The organism is Conchiformibius steedae (genome assembly GCF_014054725.1).
GTDB lineage: Bacteria > Pseudomonadota > Gammaproteobacteria > Burkholderiales > Neisseriaceae > Conchiformibius > Conchiformibius steedae.
Map to the genome: position 1 here is coordinate 602,519 of NZ_CP059563.1, position 17,930 is coordinate 620,448.

At 52.4% G+C, this 17,930-nt stretch carries 16 protein-coding genes and 1 tRNA gene; 10 read left to right on the forward strand and 7 right to left on the reverse strand.

The features are described from left to right. Positions 1-62: 62 nt before the first annotated feature. From H3L98_RS10905 to H3L98_RS03475, 3 genes are all read right to left on the reverse strand, one after another. Positions 63-1,628 carry a cell division protein ZipA C-terminal FtsZ-binding domain-containing protein gene (locus H3L98_RS10905; RefSeq protein ID WP_027022745.1) on the reverse strand — a complete coding sequence of 522 codons (1,566 nt, stop codon included), beginning with the start codon at positions 1,626-1,628 and terminating at the stop codon, positions 63-65. Between the two features lie 267 nt (positions 1,629-1,895). Continuing rightward, positions 1,896-2,909 (reverse strand): biotin synthase BioB, encoded by a 1,014-nt coding sequence (gene bioB / locus H3L98_RS03470; RefSeq protein WP_027022744.1) that lies wholly within the window; start codon positions 2,907-2,909, stop codon positions 1,896-1,898. A 152-nt stretch (positions 2,910-3,061) separates the two neighbouring features. After that, positions 3,062-3,418: a hypothetical protein gene (locus H3L98_RS03475; RefSeq protein WP_027022743.1), complete on the reverse strand. Its 357-nt coding sequence runs from the start codon at positions 3,416-3,418 to the stop codon at positions 3,062-3,064. Positions 3,419-3,912: 494 nt separating this feature from the next. Between H3L98_RS03475 and H3L98_RS03480 the strand changes: the two genes are divergently transcribed. From H3L98_RS03480 to infB, 7 genes are all read left to right on the forward strand, one after another. Then, entirely contained in the window at positions 3,913-4,518 is a 606-nt protein-coding gene (locus tag H3L98_RS03480) for an opacity family porin (RefSeq protein WP_027022742.1), read from the forward strand. Positions 4,519-4,581: 63 nt separating this feature from the next. Next, complete coding sequence (locus H3L98_RS03485) at positions 4,582-5,166, forward strand: opacity family porin (RefSeq protein WP_027022741.1); 585 nt, start codon at positions 4,582-4,584, stop codon at positions 5,164-5,166. A gap of 19 nt (positions 5,167-5,185) precedes the next feature. Next, positions 5,186-6,058, forward strand: coding sequence for an endonuclease/exonuclease/phosphatase family protein (locus H3L98_RS03490; RefSeq protein ID WP_034333943.1), 873 nt, complete (start codon positions 5,186-5,188; stop codon positions 6,056-6,058). Positions 6,059-6,099: 41 nt separating this feature from the next. Next, positions 6,100-6,175: transfer RNA gene (locus H3L98_RS03495), tRNA-Glu, on the forward strand. A 233-nt stretch (positions 6,176-6,408) separates the two neighbouring features. Then, entirely contained in the window at positions 6,409-6,840 is a 432-nt protein-coding gene (rimP, locus tag H3L98_RS03500; RefSeq protein ID WP_027022739.1) for a ribosome maturation factor RimP, read from the forward strand. A 20-nt stretch (positions 6,841-6,860) separates the two neighbouring features. Then, positions 6,861-8,372 carry a transcription termination factor NusA gene (nusA, locus tag H3L98_RS03505; protein WP_027022738.1) on the forward strand — a complete coding sequence of 504 codons (1,512 nt, stop codon included), beginning with the start codon at positions 6,861-6,863 and terminating at the stop codon, positions 8,370-8,372. Positions 8,373-8,383: 11 nt separating this feature from the next. Then, positions 8,384-11,395 (forward strand): translation initiation factor IF-2, encoded by a 3,012-nt coding sequence (gene infB / locus H3L98_RS03510; RefSeq protein WP_027022737.1) that lies wholly within the window; start codon positions 8,384-8,386, stop codon positions 11,393-11,395. A gap of 67 nt (positions 11,396-11,462) precedes the next feature. Here the strand turns inward: infB and H3L98_RS03515 are convergent, their stop codons facing one another. Together H3L98_RS03515 and H3L98_RS03520 are read right to left on the reverse strand one after the other, a co-directional pair. Next, entirely contained in the window at positions 11,463-12,044 is a 582-nt protein-coding gene (locus H3L98_RS03515; RefSeq protein WP_051532167.1) for an RDD family protein, read from the reverse strand. 28 nt (positions 12,045-12,072) lie between these two features. Further along, positions 12,073-12,654: an RDD family protein gene (locus H3L98_RS03520; protein WP_027022736.1), complete on the reverse strand. Its 582-nt coding sequence runs from the start codon at positions 12,652-12,654 to the stop codon at positions 12,073-12,075. A 135-nt stretch (positions 12,655-12,789) separates the two neighbouring features. On the opposite strand from H3L98_RS03520, the gene asd reads away from it, so the two are divergent. Continuing rightward, a complete protein-coding gene (asd, locus tag H3L98_RS03525) occupies positions 12,790-13,902 on the forward strand; it encodes an aspartate-semialdehyde dehydrogenase (RefSeq protein ID WP_027022735.1) in 1,113 nt (370 codons plus the stop codon). A gap of 70 nt (positions 13,903-13,972) precedes the next feature. Here the strand turns inward: asd and H3L98_RS03530 are convergent, their stop codons facing one another. Then, on the reverse strand, positions 13,973-14,338 hold the full coding sequence (locus H3L98_RS03530) for a hypothetical protein (protein ID WP_051532166.1): 366 nt from the start codon (positions 14,336-14,338) through the stop codon (positions 13,973-13,975). A gap of 168 nt (positions 14,339-14,506) precedes the next feature. On the opposite strand from H3L98_RS03530, the gene dusA reads away from it, so the two are divergent. Then, positions 14,507-15,499, forward strand: coding sequence for a tRNA dihydrouridine(20/20a) synthase DusA (gene dusA / locus H3L98_RS03535; RefSeq protein WP_156932355.1), 993 nt, complete (start codon positions 14,507-14,509; stop codon positions 15,497-15,499). A gap of 70 nt (positions 15,500-15,569) precedes the next feature. Beyond that, positions 15,570-16,184, forward strand: a complete 615-nt coding sequence (locus H3L98_RS03540) for an NUDIX hydrolase (RefSeq protein WP_051532165.1) — start codon at positions 15,570-15,572, stop codon at positions 16,182-16,184. A 39-nt stretch (positions 16,185-16,223) separates the two neighbouring features. On the opposite strand, the gene H3L98_RS03545 is transcribed toward H3L98_RS03540, so the two are convergent. Then, positions 16,224-17,861, reverse strand: coding sequence for an ABC transporter substrate-binding protein (locus tag H3L98_RS03545; RefSeq protein WP_027022732.1), 1,638 nt, complete (start codon positions 17,859-17,861; stop codon positions 16,224-16,226). Positions 17,862-17,930: the final 69 nt, after the last annotated feature.

Here is a 17,930-nt window from a genome sequence, read left to right on the forward strand (position 1 = left end):
ATTTTTATCAACTATAGTTAAACAAAAAACTGCGGAACAAGGTTGTTCCGCAGTTTGGTTTTTTAGGTAAACAGGCGTTGTGCCAAGCTGCCGCCGGGGGTAATGTCGGCGGCGAGCATTTCCTGCTGCGTTGCCAGCACATAAGTACGAACTTCTTTGAGCCAATCGGTAGAAAGCTGCTGGATTTGGTCGTCCACCAATTCCAAATTGAGCATGGACGACAGGCGCACCGCCAAATTCATAAATTGGTCAAAATTGCCCTCACCAGGGGGAACACGGGTGATGTCAAACAACATACTGAAGCCTTTGTAGGGCTGGCTTGCCAGCAGGCTGGAAGTAAATTGACTGCCGTCCAGCGTAACAATGGTGTATTTGATGTCGCCGCCCACATCGGCAAAACCAAACGCGCCGTCTTCCAATAATTGAAAGCCCAAGTCTTCCACCGCCGAACGCAGTTCCGCGCCCAAAATACCGATGCGCGACACCAAGTGAATGGCGATGGTTTGGTCCACTTTGGCGCACAATTCGTCCAAGGGACGGGCGTTTGCCAAAAAGCGGGGAATGTCGTCCAACACGGCTTCGCCGTCCATGCTTTGTGCCAACATATCCACTTGTTGCCCGAACAATTGCAGTTCGCGCTCATCTGCCAAACCGTTGCGGCTGATGGCCTGCAAACCGATGGCAAAGGCTTGGTATTGTACGCCCGGTATCGGCTCGGCGGTTTGGAACAGCCCGTCCATGGTACAACCGACAATTTGGAAACGGTGGCGGTTAGACAGGCGCGGATAGGCGAGCAGTTCCGTGCCTTCGCGCAGGGAAACATACGCCATGTAGTCGGCGCGGGGGTCAAACCACGGCAAATCGCTGTGGCGCAGGTCGTCAAAAGCAATCAGCAGCGGTCTGGGCGGCTGCGGGCGTTCGTTTTCGGTGTATTCTTCGTATTCGTCGGCAGGCAGAGCAACGGCAACGGCTTTATCGGTTGCGGGGGGTTCGCTGCCGCCGAGCATACGCGCAAACGTGGCTTTTAATTCGCTAACCAAGCCCGTGCCTTCGCCTTGCGGCGGCACAACGGGGGGAATGCCGTCATCGTCATGCTGCTTATCGTGTGCGGTGGGCGCAACGGGTGCAACCACAGGCGGGGCAGGTTGGGGGACAACGGGCGGCTGTGGTGTGTGATGCGTTTCTTCGTGATAAGGGTCTTCATCTTCAAAACGGGAAACGTCGTCAGCAATTTGTTGGGCAGCGTGGTCGCGTGGGGCAACGGGGGCAGGTTTGGCGGCAGGCGCGGGCGTTTCAATCAATACGCCGTCATCTTCCGCCTCGTCTTCAGGCGGCGGCGCGGGCGTTCTGCCCACCAGCGATGGCTTTAAACGCTGCGGTTCGCGCTTAACATCGTGTTGGGCATTGCGCGGCAGCGGGGTATATTCTTGTGTTTCGTGAGCGGAATGGGTGTGATGACCATCGCGCACAGATTGCAGCTGTACGCCCATCAGGGCATCGCCGTCTGAATGACCGAAATGTCTGCGGATTTTGTTGCGGCGGTTGTTTTCCTCAAACATATTGTAAATACAGACGGCTATCAGTGCGAAAATTAAGGCAGCTATAACAATCAACAGGATTTTATCCATAATGATTCCTTTTCGGTTTTGAACCCCTGTCTTTTGGAGAGCGGTATCATTATGATGGGACGGGATAAAGCCTTGTCCCTATCAAAACGGCACGCAGGGCGGCACAAATGGGTGTCGTCCTGTGTGTGGAAACAATCTCAAGCGGGTTAATCTCGGTTGATAAACGGCAATTATAACGGAAGTTGCCCGCTTGGGGCAGCATTGCCGATTATGACGGCTATCATAGGGTTTATTTAACCGAACTTCAAGCGGCATGTGTCGCCAGAATCATACAGCATCGTTTAGTGCGCCCTGTTCGGCTTGCAAATCCAGCTTGGCAAGCAGCATACGGTCGCTGTCTTCTTCGGGGTTGGCGGAAGTGAGCAGTTTGTCGCCGTAAAAAATAGAATTCGCGCCCGCCAAAAAACACATCGCTTGCACGGCTTCGGGCATCTCGGTGCGCCCCGCACTCAAACGCACATAACTGCGCGGCAGGGTAATGCGTGCCACCGCCACGGTACGGACAAATTCCGTCCAATCCAAATCGGCAGCTTGAGCCAGCGGCGTGCCTTCAATTTTAACCAATTGGTTGATGGGGACGCTTTCGGGTTGTGGGTCGAGATTGGCAAGGCTGGCAATCAAGCCCGCGCGTTCGCTGCGGCTTTCGTTCATGCCCACAATACCGCCACAACACACTTTTAAACCCGCACGGCGCACTTTTCCCAACGTGTCCATGCGGTCTTCGTGACGGCGGGTGTGGATAATGTCGTTGTAGCGTTCGGGGTCGGTGTCCAGATTGTGATTGTAATAATCCAACCCCGCCTGTTTTAAATCTTCCGCCATGCCCGCTTCCAACATACCGAATGTGCCACAGGTTTCCAAGCCCAAATCTTTAACCGCTTTAATGATTTCGCACACCGCTGCGACATCATCGGGTTTGGGACCGCGCCACGCTGCGCCCATACAAAACCGTGCCGCGCCGCGAGCTTTGGCAATTTTGGCTTTGGCAACAATTTCTTCTACATTCAATAGGGCAGATTTTTCCACGCCCGTGTGATAGTGCGCCGATTGCGGACAATATTCGCAATCTTCAGGGCAACCACCTGTTTTAATAGACATTAACGTGGATAACTGGATTTGGCGCGGATTAAAGTATTGGCGGTGGGTTTGCGCCGCTTGAAACACCAAATCCAAAAACGGCAGGTCAAACAATTCTTCCACTTGGCATTTGCGCCAATATTGGCAAGTATCGTGTGGTTCGGGGGTGGTGCGGCGGCGCAGGGCAACGGGCGAAACAGTCATGGCAGTTATTCCTGTGGGTGGTGAATCGGATGGTTTGGAAGTGATGGGGCGAGTGTTTACTCGGTTTGGGCATACGGGCGCAAAAAAGACCGCGTCAAGCCTTGCGGTCTTTTGGGAAAATGGTTACAGCCTGACACAAAAGTGTCGGACGTTTAGTTCAGGTTGTTTTCGGCATCTACCAAAGAACGGCGCGCCAATGCCAAGTTGGAACGGGAACGCTCCAATACGGAATACAGGAACAAGCCGTCTTGATTACGCAGCGGGCGCAACAGGTGGTATTGCTTACCCAAGGTAATCAAAATGTCTTCAATGTGGTCTTTCAAGCCGAGCATCTGCATGGTTTTCATTTTGGCACGCATGACTTCGGTATTACCAGCAGCGGCAATTTCCAAATCTACGGCAGCAGAACCGCCGCCTGCCAGCAACATGCCGCTTGAATAGTCCACCACTGCTGCTGCCAGTGCACCGTCCACATTCAGCAGTTCTGATACGGTTTTATCGAAATTCATAAGAAAATAACTCCAAAAAATTGATAGGTGATACGCTTTGATTCGTCCCAAGCCAAGTTGAATAAAAACATACCGCTTGAGTGTCTACTGGGTTGGTACATATTGTTGGAAAATCAGATTGCGGCTGCTGCACAATCAGGACAATATCCGTGCCACTGTTTCCTAAATACGCACACATCTTGTCATGCCGCAAGCCATTATACTGCTAATGTTTTGCTTCCGCAAAGTAAAAGTCGGTACAAATTGACACGGCTTGCGGCGGTAGTATCGGTAAAATTGCCGTGTCAGGTGTGAAAATGCAACAGTATTGCGGTGGCGGTTGATTTTTTATTTACACATATGAAATGATTAATATTTTGATATTTAAAAAATTTAATCGGATAAACGGCTTTTTTTGCCTGTGTGCGGCTTAACGCAGCTTTACGCATTTGTACGCTATCGGCTAGAATGTGATTTAGTTTGTCAATTTTTGTTTTATTTAAGGAACCCGTTTTATGAAGAAGTCTTTTTTTGCTGTCTTTGCCGCTGTTTTTGCCGCAGCGTTGGGTTTGCTGGTACCGCAGGCGGCGCAGGCGGACGGCAGCACCATCGGTTTTTATGTGCAGGGCGATTTGGGTTTGGTTAATTTGCGTGCCAAAACCGATTTGAAAGACCTGAACGGCGCGGGCGATTGGAAAAGCACTTATAAAGAATCCACCGTTTTGCCGCGTGTGAGCGTGGGGCATGATTTTGGTGACTGGCGTGTGGCGGGCGACTATACCCACTACAAACACGTTGAAGCCAGTTCCGGCAGCAGCAAAAGCAAAACCCGTGCTTACGGTGCGGGTGTGTCGGTGATTTACGATGTGCCTTTGTATTTGGGCGGTATCCAGCCTTATGTGGGTGCGCGTCTGTCGGTAAACAACATCCGTCAGGAAGTGTCTGCGCCCAACAGTGTTGCCAAAGAAAACGACACCAAACTCAGCCCCGGTGTGATGGGCGGTGTGGGTGTGCATGTGGCGCGTAATATGGTGGTGGATGCGGGCTACCGCTACAACCACTTGGACACCAAACTTAAAGCGCACGAATTAACCGTAGGTTTGCGCTATACTTTCCGCTAAAGTTCTGACAGGGCTGCTGCCCTGTGTGCGGAAACACCATTCAAACGGACAGGAGGAATCTCCATGAATACCACCCAAAAATCTCATACCGCCCTTACTTTGGCATTATGCGGTGCGGTAACGGCACAGGCAGTTTGGGCAGACGGCAACAGCGGCGTGTACATACAGGGCGATGTGGGCGTATCGTCTTTACAGGTGGGCAGCAGCCCTTACGACCGCGCCGCATCAGGCTTAACCGAGCGCGTGTACAGCAAAAACAGTGCCGTGGCACGTTTGGGCGGCGGTTACGATTTTGGCGACTGGCGTTTGGCGGGCGACTATACCTATTACCGCCGTGTCAGCAAAAACCAATATGTTAAGGCACGGGCGCAAAGCGCAGGTGTATCGGCAATTTTTGATGTGGACACAGGCACTTCACTGCAACCTTATGTGGGTGCGCGTTTGGCATTGACTCGTATCAAATCCGATTTCGGTAATCCTGACGAATACATTTCCCATGAAAAAGTGCGTGTCAGCCCCGGCGTGATGGCGGGTGTCAGCATGAAAATTGACCCCAAATTGTCGGTAGATGCGGGCTACCGCTACAACCACATGGATGCGGATTTAAAAGCGCACGAAGTATCCGTTGGTATGCGTTACACTTTCTAATCTTTACTTGATTAACCCAATGGTTCATTTCAAACAAGCGGTTGCCAAACGCCTGCAATGGTTGGCGTCTGCCGCTTGTTTTGCTTTGGTGCTGGGGCAGTTGGGAAGATGGCATTATTTTTTGGAATTGTTTAGCCATTTTTTGCCTTATTATGTGCTGGTGTGGGCATTGGCAGCGGTGTTGGTGCACGGCAAGTGGCGGATTGTGTGGGTGCTTTTCCTATTAGGCAGTGTATGGGTGTTGTTCCGTCCTGTGCCTGCCGCCAAACCGCACAATCTGGAACGCGCCCCCGCCTTGTTGTGGTACAACGTGCATCTGGACAATCCCGATGCGGCTGCGGAAAGCGAACGCATTTTGGCGTTAAACCCCGAAATGCTGGCATTGGCGGAAATCCATGCCGATGAATCGGCTTGGCAGAAACTGTATCAAGCCTATCCGCACGGTTGCGAACACCGCGACTACAGCCCGTTTGCATTGGCGGTGCGCTCGCGCCTGCCTTTGATAGCGTGTGAAGTGGTGTTTGTGGACGATATTCCCTATATCCGTGCCATACGCAGCGATGGGGTAACGGTGTTTGCCCTGCATCCGCCGCCGCCCGTCAGTCGCGATTTGGCAGAAACGCGCCAACGCTATCTGCACACCGTGGCGCAAAAAATGGCATTAGAAAAGAAAGTGCTGGCAGTGGGCGATTTAAACAGTAGCCCGTTTTCGCCCGTGTTCCGCGATTTTACTGCAGCGGCGGATGTGGCAGCTTATACACCTGCCTATCTGCCGACTTGGAAGCCGTTTGCTTTGAATATTGACCACGCTTTGGCGCGGGCTATACCGCTGCGGGTGCAGGCGCAGCCGTGGTTGGCTTCCGACCACCGTCCTTTGGCGGTGTGGTTTTGACTTGACGGAACGGCGTTGCGCCGTATAATAGCGTTTTTTACGCGCCCATCGTCTAGAGGCCTAGGACACTGCCCTTTCACGGCGGCAACCGGGGTTCGAATCCCCGTGGGCGTGCCAGTTTTTGCCCTGTTTCTGTTGCAGAAGCAGGGCATTAAGTCTTTGTGCCGGTGGATTTTTGTGCTGGCTTCTGCGGCGGGTTTTACCCGTTTTTACCTGCGGTGTTTGATTTTTGCAAAAACCGCTTTGCTTTTGGGGCAAAAGTCTTTATAATAATTGAAATTTTTCACACAAATGAGAAATGGCCACGGGCCATTTTTTTGTTTTCAGAAATCGTAAAACTAAATTAAGACATGGATATTCAAGCAATTTTAGACAAGACCTTGCCTGGTTTGGGCTATGAGGCGGTAGATTTTGAACTGACGGCGCAGGGTACGCTGCGGGTGTTTATCGATAAAGAAGGCGGGGTAAATATTGAAGACTGCGCCACCGCCAGCAACCATTTGAGCCGTGTGTTTGCGGTGGAAGATGTGGATTATAAAAATCTGGAAGTATCCAGCCCTGGGTTGGACCGCCCCTTAAAAAAAGCAGCAGATTTTGAACGTTTTACAGGCAGTTTGGTGAAGGTAAAAACCCGTTTGCCCGTAAACGGACAGAAAAATTTTGTCGGGCGCATTGTGGCGTTTGAAAATGGGGTGCTGACGCTGGAAGCAGACGGACAAAACGCGGCTGTTGAGTTTGACAACATCGATAAGGCGCGAATCAAGCCCGAGTTTAAATTTTAAAATCACAGGAGCAATACAAAGTGAGCCGCGAAATTTTATTGCTTGCCGAAGCTTTGGCAAGCGAAAAAAACGTTGAACCCGATGTGGTGTTTGAAGCCATTGAAACGGCTTTGGGCATCGCCGCCAAGAAAAAAGCCGACCGCGAACACATGGATTTGGAAGTACGCATCAACCGTGATACGGGCGAATCACGCACCGTGCGCCGTTGGCTGATTGTGCAGGACGAAGACTACACTTATCCCGAATTGGAAAAAACCATTGAGCAGATTCAGGAAGAAATCCCCGGTATTGAGATTGCCGTAGGCGATTATTATGAAGAAGATTTGCCCAATGAAATTTTTGGTCGTCAGGCAGCGCAAACCGCCAAGCAGATTATTTTGCAACGCATCCGCGATGCCGAGCGCGAGCAGATTCTGAATTCGTTTTTGGAAACCCGCGATGATATTGTTACTGGCACGGTAAAACGGGTGGAGCGCAACGGCGTGATTGTGGAATTGGCACCGAAATTGGACGCACTGCTGCCGCGCAGCGAAATGCTGCCGCGTGAGAACTATCGCGGCGGCGACCGTATCCGTGCGCTGTTTGTGCGCGTGGAAGAGCTGAAAAACGAGCGTAAGCAGATTATTTTGAGCCGTGCCGCGCCCGAATTCCTGTACCGTCTGTTTGAGCAGGAAGTGCCTGAAATCGGCGATGGTTTGTTGGAAATTAAAGAAGTGGCGCGTGACCCCGGCCATCGTGCCAAAATCGCGGTGAAATCCAACGACCAGCGCATTGACCCGCAGGGAACGTGTATCGGTGTGCGCGGTTCGCGTGTCAATGCCGTGTCCAACGAATTGGGCGGCGAGCGCATTGATGTGGTGTTGTGGTCGGGCGAAACCGCGCAGTTTGTGATTAACGCGTTGTCGCCTGCCAATGTCAGCCGTATTGTGATTAACGAATTGGACGGCGGCGGCGAATCGGTAGATGTGATTGTAGCGGAAGACCAGTTGGCACTCGCCATCGGACGCAGCGGTCAAAACGTGCGTTTGGCGGCAGAATTGACAGGTAAAGAACTGAACATTATGACGGTTCAGGAAGCTGAAGCCCGCCACGCCGCCGAAGACGAAAAAATCCGCAGCCTGTTTATGCAGCATTTGGATATTGACGAAAGCACCGCCAATCTTTTGGTACAAGAAGGCTTTGCCGCTTTGGAAGAAGTGGCGTATGTGCCTGTGGCGGAACTGCTGGAAATTGACGGTTTGGACGAAGACACCATAAACCTGCTGCGTAACCGCGCCCGCGATGCCATTTTGACTTTGGCGATTGCTGCGGAAGAGAAGTTGGACGATTTGGACGAAGAATTGAAAAACTTGGACGGCATTGACCAAGATATGTTGCGCGATTTGGCAGATGCAGGCATCGCCACCCGCGACGATTTGGCTGAATTGGCAATTGACGAGCTGATTGAAATCACGGGTGTGAGCAGCGAAGAAGCCGAACAAATCATTATGGCAGCCCGCGCCCACTGGTTTGCCGAAGAAGAAAACGCATAATGGGGGTAAAGATGAGTAACCGAACCGTAGAACAATTGGCTGCCGAAGTCAAACGCCCAGTAGAATTGCTGTTAAAGCAGTTGAAAGAAGCAGGCATTCACAAAACATCGGGCAGCGATACCGTATCCATTGAAGAAAAAAGCCTGTATTTGGCGCATCTTCAGGAAAGCCACGATACCCACAGCCGCCAAACCACGGTGGCGCGTACCCGCACCGAAGTGAAAAAAGTGGGTGGCGTGGAAGTGGCAACGCGCCGCAAAAGCCGTAGTGTTGCTGTTCCCAGCGCGGAAGAGCTGGCTGCCGAAGCCAAAGCCAAATTGGAAGCCGAAAAAGCGGCTAAAGCCGCACAACAGGCTGCTGCACAGCAGGCAGAAGCAGTTGCACCTGTTGCAGAAGACCATGCTGCTGAAGAAGCTGAGCGTGCAGCGAAAAAAGCCGCTGCCGAAGCCGAAGCCGCCAAGTTGAAAGCCGCACGCAGTAAAAAAACCGCGTCTAAACCTGCTGCCGCGCCCGCGCCGGAAGCAAACACACCCGCACAAGCAACTGCGCCGCAGGCAGATGAAGCCGCCGTTAAGCAGGAAGAAAGCAAGCAGCCTGAAACTGTCCCTGCCGAAAAAGCCGCCGTTAGCGAAGACAAACCCGCGCCAGCTGCTGCTGCGCCGTCTGATAACGGCGACAACGAAGGTGAAGCCAAGGAAGGCAGCGGCAAACGCCGTCGCCGCCGCAACAAAAAAGACAAAGCCCCCGAACCGCCACCGCAGCCTGTAGAAGTGGTGAGTGCAGAAGAGCAGCAACGCCGCGATGAAGAAGAACGCCGCGCCGCTGCTTTCCGCGAGCATCAGGAAAAACTGCAACGCGAAAAACAAGAGCGTTTGGAACGTCAAGCCCGCCGCGAAGCCGCTAAAAAACAGGCGCAGGAAGAAGCCAAAGCCGCTGCAGCCAAAAAAGACGGTCAGGGTCAGCGCAGTGCCAAACCAGGCGAAACCAAAGTTGTGAAAACAGACGATAAAAAAGCCGCCAAACCCACCGATAAATCTGCCAAGCCCGAAGCCAAACCCGCTGCACCTGCCACAGAAAATCCCAGCAGCGGCAGCCGTAAAAAAGGCGACCGTCGCCGCGATGACGACAGTCCCAAAGGCGGTAAAAAAGGCAAGGGCAAAGACAGCAGCCGCAGCCGTGATGACGAGCGTGTACGCGGTGGCAAAAAAGGCAAGAAACTCAAACTTGAGCCCAACCAACATGCTTTCCAAGCCCCGACCGAACCCGTGGTACACGAGGTTTTAGTCCCCGAAACCATTACCGTAGCCGATTTGGCGCACAAAATGGCAGTGAAGGGCGTGGAAGTCGTCAAAACGCTGATGAAAATGGGCATGATGGTTACCATCAACCAATCTTTGGACCAAGAAACCGCCCTGATTGTGGTGGAAGAAATGGGACACATCGGCAAACCCGCTGCCGCCGACGACCCCGAAGCCTTTTTGGACGACGGCGCAGAACATATTGCCGCCGAAGCCCTGCCGCGTCCGCCCGTTGTTACCGTCATGGGTCACGTTGACCACGGTAAAACCTCACTGCTGGACTACATCCGCCGTACCAAAGTGGTGGCAGGCGAAGCAGGCGGCATTACCCAGCACATCGGCGCATACCATGTGGAAACCCCCAGAGGCGTGATTACCTTCTTGGACACCCCCGGTCACGAAGCGTTTACCGCCATGCGTGCGCGTGGCGCACAAGCCACCGATATTGTGATTTTAGTGGTGGCGGCTGATGACGGCGTGATGCCGCAAACCGTAGAAGCCATTGCCCACGCCAAAGCCGCAGGCGTGCCGATTGTGGTTGCTGTCAATAAAATTGATAAAGAAGCCGCCAACCCCGAGCGCATCCGCCAAGAGCTGACCCAGCACGAAGTGATTGCCGAAGAATGGGGCGGAACGCACCAATTTATTGATGTTTCTGCTAAAAAAGGCTTGAATATTGATAAATTGCTGGAAGCGGTGCTGTTGGAAGCCGAAGTTTTGGAACTGACCGCGCCCGTAGATGCCCCCGCCAAAGGCATTATTGTGGAATCGCGTTTGGACAAAGGTCGCGGCGCAGTTGCCACGCTGCTGGTACAAAGCGGTACGCTGAAAAAAGGCGATATGCTGTTGGCAGGTACGGCGTTTGGTAAAGTTCGTGCCATGATGGACGAAAACGGCAAAGCCATTACCGAAGCAGGTCCGTCTATCCCCGTAGAAATCTTGGGCTTGTCGGACGTACCCAATGCAGGCGAAGACGCGCTGGTGTTGGCAGACGAGAAAAAAGCCCGCGAAGTGGCGCTGTTCCGTCAGGGCAAATACCGTGATGTGCGTTTGGCGAAACAGCAAGCCGCCAAGTTGGAAAATATGTTCAACAATATGGGCGAAGAGCAGGCGCAAAATCTGTCGGTGATTATCAAAGCCGATGTTCAGGGTTCTTACGAAGCCTTGGCGGGTAGCCTGCAAAAACTGTCCACCGACGAAGTGAAGGTAAACGTACTGCACAGCGGCGTGGGCGGCATCAGCGAAAGTGATGTAAACTTGGCGATTGCTTCAGGCGCGTTGATTATTGCCTTTAACGTGCGTGCCGACAGTTCTGCCCGTAAGCTGGCAGAAAACGAAGGTGTAGATATCCGCTACTACAGCATTATTTACGATGCCATTGATGAAGTAAAAGCTGCTATGAGTGGTATGCTCGCCCCCGAACAGAAAGAACAAATCACGGGTACGGTGGAAATCCGTCAAGTGATTACCGTGTCCAAAGTGGGCAATATTGCTGGCTGTATGGTTACCGACGGCGTAGTCAAACGCGACAGCCATATCCGCTTAATCCGCAACAATGTGGTGGTGCATACGGGTATGCTGGAATCGCTCAAACGCTACAAAGACGATGTGAAAGAAGTACGCATGGGCTTTGAATGTGGTTTGATGCTGAAAGGCTTTAACGAAATCGCCGAAGGCGATGTGCTGGAATGCTTTGATGTGGTGGAAGTGGCGCGTACGCTGTAATCCCCGCGTTTAAAAAACAAGCTGCCTGAAATGGTTTTCAGGCAGCTTTTTGTTGCTTGCAATACAATCAGGCTTCTTGGCGCATCCGTGCTTTCACAATTACCGTAGCAGCCAAACGGTCTTGCAAGGTGCGGTGGTCGTCTGTGGTTTGAAACAGCATAATAAACGATACCACATAGGGAATCCAAATCAGCTCGTACACTTTAAAATTGTCGTCCAAATGTGCCAGCATCAGGGTTCCGCCTATCATAATCACACACAGCAGGTTAAAAATCAGGGTGCGTAAAATCAGGCTGTTTACAAAACCGGCGGGATGACCGTTGTCGCGGATAATGCGGATGCCCATCAGCCGTTTGCCTATGGTTTGCCCGCGTGTGGCAAGCCATACGGCTTGGATGCCGAAAAACACCAGCAGTAAGCCCGCAGCCAACCACAACAGCGGCGATGCGGCAAACAGATTGCTCCATTCGTGCTTGGGCGTGTGGCGCAGGGGATAAAGCACCCATGCGGCGGGCGCGGCGGCAAGGGCAGCGCACATCAGGTCGGCAACGGTGGCTAAAATGCGTTCCGCAGGCGATGCCAACAGCCAGCGGTAACGTTTGTGCCCGTCTTCAAAACTAAACGAAACTTGGTCGCGGTAGGAACTCATTTTTTAACCTTTTGATAATGGGAGAAACTTAACGTGAATGGTCTTTGGGCAGTTGAATTACTACGGTTTTGGCAAGCATATCTTGCAGGGTGCGGCGGTCGGGGACAGCAAATAGCATGACCACGCAGATTAAGCTGGCAAACATCAGGATCCAATCATAGATATTAATGACATTTTTGCTTGTGAGACCGAGAGGTAGAGCAATAAGTAGGGTGATGGCGAGCAAAATAATGTTGTACACCCCTTCGCGCAGCACCACGCCCATAAACCCCGGATTGCTGCCGTCTTCACGAATTACGCGGATACCGACAATTTTTTTGCCTAAAGTTTGTCCGTGGCGGCTGTATTGAACCAATTGCCAAATGCCGTAAACCAAAGGGATTAACAGGGTAAGCGGTATAAGGGCAGAGGCATCCGGGTTGCCGAATACGGTGAATAATGTACCAAGAAAGGGGATATAGGTCAGTACGAAAAATACTGAATTGAGCAGAGCCGCGCCCATACGCGCCCACGGCGATGCCAAATCCACTTCAATTTCATCGGTTTGCCCGAATGAAAACGGGGTGTCGTTAATCGGGGTTTTTTCGGTCGGTTTGGTCAAATCTTGCATGGCGGTTGTCCTGTGTAAGGGGAAAAGCAAAGGCGTATTTTAGCCCAATCCTGCGCCGTTTCCATAAAAACCTTTACTTTTTACCTGCAAAGGGTTACAAATGCCCTTTTTTTTGCAACATCTATGGGAAATACCATGAAAGTAGGATTTGTCGGCTGGCGCGGTATGGTCGGTTCGGTGCTGATGCAGCGTATGCGCGAAGAAAAGGATTTTGAGCATATTCCGCAGGCGTTTTTCTTTACCACGTCCAATGCGGGCGGGGCTGCGCCCGATTTTGGTCAAGCAGAAAAAACACTGCTGGACGCCAATGATTTGGCGCGTTTTGCGGAAATGGACATTATTATTACCTGTCAGGGTGGCGATTACACCAAAGCGGTATTCCGTCCCTTGCGCGAGTGCGGTTGGAACGGCTATTGGATTGATGCGGCTTCGGCATTGCGTATGGACGACGATGCGGTGATTATTTTAGACCCTGTAAACCGTCATGTGATTGATGCGGGCTTGCAAAACGGTATCAAAACCTTTGTGGGCGGCAATTGTACGGTGTCGCTGATGCTGATGGCGTTGGACGGTTTGTTCCGTGAAGGTTTGGTGGAATGGGCTTCCAGCATGACGTACCAAGCCGCTTCGGGCGCAGGTGCGAAAAATATGCGCGAATTGCTGAACGGCATGGGCGCGATTCATCAAACCGTTGCTGCTGAGCTTGCCGACCCTGCGGGTGCGATTTTGGATATTGACCGCAAAGTGGCGGATTTTCTGCGCAGCGATGTCTATCCGAAACAAGAGTTTGGCGTGCCTTTGGCGGGTAGTCTGATTCCATGGATTGATGCCGATTTGGGCAACGGTCAATCCAAAGAAGAATGGAAAGGCGGTGTGGAAACCAATAAGATTTTGGCTTCGCAACAGCCTGTGGTGGTGGAAGGTTTGTGCATCCGCACAGGTGCAATGCGTTGCCACAGCCAAGCCATTACTTTGAAGTTAAAGCAGGATTTATCGGTAGAAAAAATTGAATCGCTGCTGGCGGGTGCCAATGCGTGGGCAAAAGTCGTCCCCAATACCAAAGAAGCCAGCATTCATGAATTGACACCCGCTGCGGTGACAGGCACGCTCACCGTTCCTGTGGGACGCATCCGCAAGCTGGCGATGGGTGGCGAATATATCAGCGCATTTACCGTGGGCGACCAGCTTTTGTGGGGCGCGGCAGAGCCTTTGCGCCGTATGTTGCGGATTATTTTGGGTAATCTGTAAACTGTCCTTAATGACCGATAACCCGCTGCGTGTTGGGGCGCGGCGGGTTTGGTATGAGTGGGAAAAAGGTTTAACTAACCATTGCTTCGGCACAAAACATGGCGTTGCGGCAAATCGCCAAATTAGCCGTTTGACGGTCAAGAATCAGATAAATAAACATGTTTTGGGTTTGGGTGCAGGGGCAAAGCAGGTGGTATTGCCGTTGCAGGGTGATTAAAATATCGCGCAGGGTGTCGTTGTGCTGCAACATACTGAGGGTTTTTTGTTGGGCGCGGATAATATTGGTTCCGCCTGCCATCACCACTTCCAAATCGGCCTCGTTGCCGCGCCCTTCCGAAGCCGACATAATCATGCCGCTTTCGTAGTCCACAATGGCGGCGGCCTGTACGCCTTTTACCGCTACCAGCGCATCGGTCAATTCTTGCAGGTTTTTCAAAATTGCATCCTTTCTGCAACCTTAAAATGTTGATGGGATAATGGTTTCCATGACAATAATACGGGTATTTTCGCCGAAAAGTCTGCTTTTGAAAACCGCTTCAAATGAACTGTAAAGGTGCTGCCCTTGGTATGGCAGCACAGTGATTGAGTTTTTTATATCAGGTTTATGATGACTGCAATGCCGTCTTTTCCGCTGCTGTCGGTTGCGCCCATGTTGGACTGGACCGACCGCCATTACCGTTTTCTTGCCCGTCAAATCAGCCGCCGTGTGTTGCTTTATACCGAGATGATTCACGCCGGTGCGCTGGTGTATGGCGATGCGGCGCGTTTTTTGGAAAAACACCCCTGTGAACACCCCGTTGCCCTGCAATTGGGCGGCAGCGAACCCGATTTACTTGCCCGTGCCGCCGCCAAAGCCGCTGCCGCAGGTTTTGCCCAAATCAATTTAAACTGCGGCTGTCCCAGCCCGCGTGTACAAAAAGGCGCGTTTGGCGCATGCTTGATGAATGATGCACCTTTGGTGGCGGATTGTTTGAATGCCATTGCCGAAGCCGCGCCCGATTGTGAAACCACCGTCAAACACCGCATCGGCTTGGACAGGCAAACCGAATATCAGCCTTTGGAGGATTTTGTCGGCACGCTGGCGCGTTTAACGCCCGTTCAAACCTTTATCGTACATGCCCGCAATGCGTGGTTGGACGGGCTGTCCCCCAAAGAAAACCGCGATATTCCGCCGTTGCGTTATGATTATGTTTACCGCTTAAAACGCGAGTTTCCCGATTTAAACATTATTATCAACGGAGGTATTACCGATAATGCCCAAATCGCCGAACATTTACATCATGTAGACGGTGCGATGGTGGGACGCGAAGCCTATCATAACCCGATGATTATGGCGGATTGGGACGCGCGTTTTTACGGCGACGACACATCTGCGCCCCAATATGACACAATTGTGCAGCAACTCTATGCCTACACCTGCAACGAACTGCACAGCAACCGCTATACCACTTTGCGCCATATTGTGCGCCACAGCTTGGGTTTGATGCACGGATTGCATAATGCGCGGATTTGGCGGCGGATGTTGTCGGATGCGGAATTATTAAAAACCAACCGTCCCGAACTGATTTTGCAGGCATGGGAAGCGGTACAACGATAAAAGGCTTGCCGTTTCGGATAATTGCCGATATGGTTGGCAACAGATGAAAAATGCTGTGTGATTGATTGGAATGTCCCCTAGCGAACTGCCCCGTTTTTTGGCGTTTTGCGCCCGTGCCTGCGATGATGTTACCCTGCTGCAAAGGCGCAATATATTATTTGATTTTGAATCGCCCGTGCCTGCTGCGGTATTGGTGGGTTTTGCCCCCGATTCGGCAGGCAGATGGCAGATTTTGCTCACCCGCCGCGCCGCCACATTACGCAAGCACGGCGGACAAATCGCTTTTGCTGGTGGACGCAGCGACCACGATGATGCCAATGCCGTTGCCACAGCCCTGCGCGAAGCGGCAGAAGAAGTGGGCACACCGCCCGTGTTGTGGCGAATAGCAGGCAAATTGCCTGAATGTCGCACGCCTTCAGGTTTTGCCGTTACGCCTGTGCTGGCGTATGCTGATGCCTTACCTGTATTGCGTCCGAATCCTGACGAAGTGACAGAAACCTTTTGGCTGCCTGTTGAAACAGCTTTTAATCCACAGCTTTACCGCGCCCGCGCCTTTGATTGGCAGGGAAAGCGTTACCACAGCCCTGCGCTGGTGTTTGGCAAATACGATATTTGGGGGGCAACAGCATTGATTTTGCGCCATTTGGCGGCGTGTGCAGCAGAATGGCAGCAGCAAAACCGTTAAAAACCATGCCCGCGCTGGGGGGGCAAGCGCGGGCGTTTTCTATTGCAGATACCAATCCTTAACCTGCCAGTTTTTCAAGGGGTCGTTGTCGGAAAAGCCTTTGACATAAGGCTTTAACACACTCACGCTGATGCGCTGAAACAGCGGAATCACTGCGCCGTCTTGTTCCAGCTGTTGTTCGGCTTGGTGGTAGGTGCGCTGACGGGTAGCGGCATCGCTGCTGTTTAAGGCAGTGTCCAATAATTGGTCAAACGCGGGATTGCGGTAACGGGCGCTGTTGTTGCCGTTGTTGGCACGCAGCATATTTAAAAATGACGAGGCTTCGTTGTAATCGCCGCACCAGCCCGAAAACGCCATATCAAACTTGCCGTTGCGCTTGGTTTCCAAAGAGGTTTTCCATTCTTGGCTCACGGCTTCAATTTTTACCGTGTCTGCGCCTAGGGCTTGCTGCCACAGCGAAATGCTGGCATTAACCAATTGTTTGGCTACATCGCTGTTGCTATACAGCAGCTCAAAACGCAGGGGCTTGTCTTTGCTGTAGCCTGCTGCTGCCAACAGTTGCTGTGCTTGGCGGTTGCGCTCGTTTTGGGTTTGGTTTTGCCAGCTGATGCCTGCCTTGCCCATGCCTTTGATATCGGGCGGGGTAAACTGGTAAGCGGGTTGCTCGCCGCGCCCCATCACTTTATGTGCAATGGTGTCGCGGTTCATCGCCAAATTGAGGGCGCGGCGCACGCGCACGTCTTGAAACAGGGGCGATTGGTGGTTGGGCTCGTAGTAAAAGGTACACAGGGCGGGGCGGGTGCGCATTTCGTTTGCCAATTCGGATGTTTTCAGGGCTTGGAATTGGGCGGGGGGAACACCTGCATAGTCCAACTCGCCTGCGCGGTAGCGGTTGAGGGCGGCGGCGGCATCGCTAATCGGTAAAAAAACGATTTGTTTGATGCGGGTGTGGGCGTGGTTGTAGTAAGCGGGGCTGCGTTCCAAAATAATTTGGCTGTTTACCGTCCATTCTTTGAGGGCGTAAGCGGCGTTGGCGGTGTAGTTTTGCGGCTGTGTCCACTTGTCGCCGTGTTTTTCTACGGTGGCGCGATGCACGGGATAGGTAACGGGCAACAGCATCATATCGGGAAAATAGGGCAGGGCTTGGCTTAAGGTAATTTGTAGGGTTTTGTCGTTGATGGCGGTAACGCCCAAACTTTCAGGCTTGGCTTTACCGCTTTGCACGGCAGCGGCGTTTTGCACTTTGGCATCTGCCAAATAGCTGGCGTAGGGGGAAGCGGTGGCGGGGTCGGTAAGACGGCGCAGGCTGTACACAAAATCATGCGCGGTAATCGGGTCGCCGTTGTGCCATTTGGCATCGCGCAGGTGGAAAGTCCATACTTTGTTGTCGGGGCTTTCCCATTTTTCGGCAAGGGCGGGAACGGTGTTGCCTTCCCCGTCTGTTGCCACCAAGCCGTGCAGCAGTTGCCGTATCACGTCAAACGAGGCGGATTCGCCGGCTTTGTGCGGGTCTAAAGATTCGGGTTCTGCGCCCAAATTAAGGATAATATTGTCTTTGCCTGCGGGCAGGGCGGAAGAAGCGGCGGCGGTTTGATTTTGTGCTTGTTGTCCGCCGCAAGCACTGACGCCTAACACCAGCGCGGCGCATAGGGTGGAAAGTAGGATAGGCTGTTTCATGGTGTGTCTGTAAAAGAAAAAACGCCATCTTTGAAAAAACAGACGGTTTTGTCAAGTACGACAAAACCG